This window comes from Brasilonema bromeliae SPC951 (assembly GCF_012912135.1).
Lineage (GTDB): Bacteria > Cyanobacteriota > Cyanobacteriia > Cyanobacteriales > Nostocaceae > Brasilonema > Brasilonema bromeliae.
The window spans coordinates 4358-7643 of sequence record NZ_QMEB01000282.1 but is presented as its reverse complement, the minus strand read 5'-3'; the positions used below and the strand labels follow the sequence as shown (position 1 = coordinate 7643).

Genomic DNA, 3286 nt, shown 5'->3' with positions numbered 1-3286 from the left:
TTGCGCTCTTTATTCACCTTTTACGGATTTATTCGGTTAGGTGCAAGAAGTGAGTTAAGTCGAATCCAGACTAAAATAGCGCAGGCAATGTGATTTGTTTGAATAAGACCGTTACGACATCACTGCTCGAAATGATGGACACTTATCCTCATGCTTATGACTGAGTTCAGGGTTGAACGAATTCAGTACAGTAGATTAAGAAGCGGGTGCTGAAGGACTGAGCCATTTAGCTTCCATTCAAGTCGGGCAGGACACGTACCTGACTATAAACTGCGGTAGTGGGAAACAGTTGGAGTACCACAAACGAAGTTCTGGAAAGATAAAATCTGCCAGAAGCCTACACTGTACCCTGAGCGAAGTCGAAGGGTCGGTGTAGGAGTGTCACTACGACAGATGCTCATAATGGCAGCACCGATGAGGTTTGGAGGTTCAAACAATGGACAATACTCTACAGCAAATAGTCGAGCAAGTTGAGCCAAAAGAGCACAACCAAACAGATACACATTTTGCCAATGCCTCCCCAACGATACAAAAACCCCTAATAATAGCAGGAACATCTGATGGGTTGCTGTTTCTCGATTCTAGGCAATATGTTGAACTTGAAGGCCATTCTATCACTGCTCTTGCCTCAAGTCCGGATGGGTTGTGGGTCATAGTTGATCGTAACTCGGTATGGCATCGCAACCCAGAAGGCGAATGGCATCAAATAGCTTCAATTGATGATTTACAGCTAAATTGCATCTTGCCTTACAATGGCGCAGTTCTAGTTGGGACATCACAAGCTCATCTCATCCGCATTGCAGACGGAAGCACGAATCGCATCAATTGCTTTGAGACGGCTGAGGGACGAGATGAGTGGTATACGCCGTGGGGTGGTCCTCCAGATGTTCGTTCGATGGCTATAGGTCAATCTGGTGAACTCTATGTGAATGTGCACGTTGGAGGCATTTTGCGCTCTGATGACCAGGGTAAGTCATGGCAACCCACTATCGACTTTCATGCAGATGTCCATGAGGTGCGGACTGTTCCATCTCATCCAGATCTTGTGCTGGCGGCTACGGCGAAGGGGCTGGCTGTGAGTAAAGATAGAGGGAATTCTTGGAGGTTTTCACATGAAAACCTACATGCTGCTTACGCACGAGCCATAGCTGTGTGTGAAGAAACCATTTTGATGACTGCTTCTACTGGTCCGAGTGGTCACAAAGCAGCCATCTATCGACACCCACTCGACAAGCCAGGAGCTTTCGAGAAATGTGAGCGAGGGTTGCCAGAGTGGTTCAATAACAATATCAACACGGGAACCGTTGCTACTACAGGGAATTTAGCTGCTTTCGGAACTAGTGACGGTCAAGTTTTTTTCTCGGACGATGCTGGGATTACGTGGAAGCAAATTGCAGCGGATTTGGCTTCAATCTGCTGTGTTAATCTTATGGCGACTTCCAAGACATAAATTATCTCAGAAAAATTAAAGACCCAGTGGATTACAGTATCGGATATTTCGATATGATTTGTCACAAAAAACAAGGTGCAGACGCCTTCGGCGTCTCTTGCTTCTTTGCAATCGCTTGGCTTTCAAGACAGTCGATACTTAAGATTTACTCACCCGTTCTACAATCATTTTTTCTGTTTCTCTAAAGATCCATTCACTAATCCATTGAAACCATAGATTTCACGGCTACCTCCGAATGGGACTAACTCAACTTCTTTTTCATCTCCTGGTTCAAATCTGATTGCTGTCCCCGCTGGAATATTTAAGCGCTTACCGTAAGCTTTATTGCGGTCAAATTGTAGACCTTTCTTGTCTTGACTGCCATCATTAACTTCATAAAAGTGGAAATGAGAACCAACTTGAATTGGGCGATCGCCTTGATTACTAACTCTAATTTTGGTAATCTCTCGCCCTGCATTGAGTTCAATTGGTTCTGATTTAGTAACTATTATTTGTCCTGGAGTCATTACTATTTTTTCGACTTTAATCGAGGAAGCCTCGTTGTTAAAGTTTTTACCCTCAACTTTAACATTTCTCAGGTCACCGACGTTACTAGTAAAGGTTTTACTCCGACCTCGAAATTCCTCGTACTCGTATATGGTGACTTTCATGCCTGCTGGCACTGTTAAGGAACTCAGCTTATTATCACCAATTCCCAAATCGTAAATATTATATTCTCCTTCCCCAAGTTCTTTCTGATTTCCCTTGTAGTTAGGAGCTTCATAAAGCACCACTTTGTTAGTTGTATACATTTAGAATTTCCCTTCTTGTCAATTCATTATCTAAAATTCTGCATCTTTTTTAGGAGCAGGCGCACTATAACGGCACACCACCCGCTACGAATGAAAGAAACACCATCTCCCTTCTTAAAACAGTTATCAGTTATCAGTTATCAGTTATCAGTTTCACTGTTCCCTGTTAAGAGTTCCCTGTTCCCTGTATTTCTTCAGAGATTTTAGTCTTGAATTGGATTATGTACCGTTACTAATTTCGTTCCATCAGGAAAAGTTGCTTCTACTTGCACTTCATGGATCATTTCTGGTATTCCATCCATAACATCATCCCTTTTCAGCAGCTTTCCACCCTCACTCATTAATTGACTGACAGTTTTTCCTTCTCTGGCACCTTCTAAAATAGCAGCAGATATATACGCCACTGCTTCCGGATAATTTAGCTTTAACCCCTTGTCCTTACGTCTTTCTGCTACTAAAGCCGCCGTGAAAATGAGCAGTTTATCTTTTTCTTGAGGTGATAGTTGCATATAAATTTTCCTTTAATGACACTTGTAGTTTGTATTTCCTCAACTCAATTTTCTTATGTCGTCAAAAATTTTATCAGTATTCTTTGCAGTGGTGATTTTATTTTCAGCGTTCCTACAAAAGTATTTGAAAAATTTTGGGCTACCGAAGTAAACATTCTTTCCTAAACTACTTACACTTGTCTGATTAACCAATTTTACCCCAGTAGGGGATGCGACGATACTTGTCCCATTAGTCACTAGTTACTGGTATTACTTTTGACTTTGGACAAACGGATGAAAAAAACTATTTTCCGTGGAATGAGTTAAGTGGATGAAAAAACGAAAAAACTGAGTCATCCCTTGGTGCTTCTTCCGCCACTCCCTAGCCCCTAAGGGGCAAAGCTCGCCGGGGGGATACTCCCCCCGGCAGACTTTGGCGCTGCGCAAACGCTTCAATTCAAAATGTGCTCATTCATTCAAAATTCCAAAAAAGATTTTTCATTGATAGCCGTGGTCGTTCCCACTAGGCATAGGGCATACTTTGAATTTCCGAAAGA

3 protein-coding genes are annotated in these 3286 nt (G+C 42.5%); 1 reads left to right on the top strand and 2 read right to left on the bottom strand.

Annotated elements, in window-relative coordinates:
* Positions 1-436: 436 nt before the first annotated feature.
* On the top strand, positions 437-1450 hold the full coding sequence (locus DP116_RS25400) for a WD40/YVTN/BNR-like repeat-containing protein (RefSeq protein WP_169157793.1): 1014 nt from the start codon (positions 437-439) through the stop codon (positions 1448-1450).
* A 164-nt stretch (positions 1451-1614) separates the two neighbouring features.
* Here DP116_RS25400 and DP116_RS25395 read toward each other — a convergent pair whose 3' ends face one another.
* Both DP116_RS25395 and ureA read right to left on the bottom strand, forming a co-directional pair.
* Positions 1615-1956: an urease subunit beta gene (locus DP116_RS25395; RefSeq protein WP_169157794.1), complete on the bottom strand. Its 342-nt coding sequence runs from the start codon at positions 1954-1956 to the stop codon at positions 1615-1617.
* 488 nt (positions 1957-2444) lie between these two features.
* Positions 2445-2750, bottom strand: coding sequence for an urease subunit gamma (ureA, locus tag DP116_RS25390; RefSeq protein ID WP_169157792.1), 306 nt, complete (start codon positions 2748-2750; stop codon positions 2445-2447).
* Positions 2751-3286 lie beyond the last annotated feature (536 nt).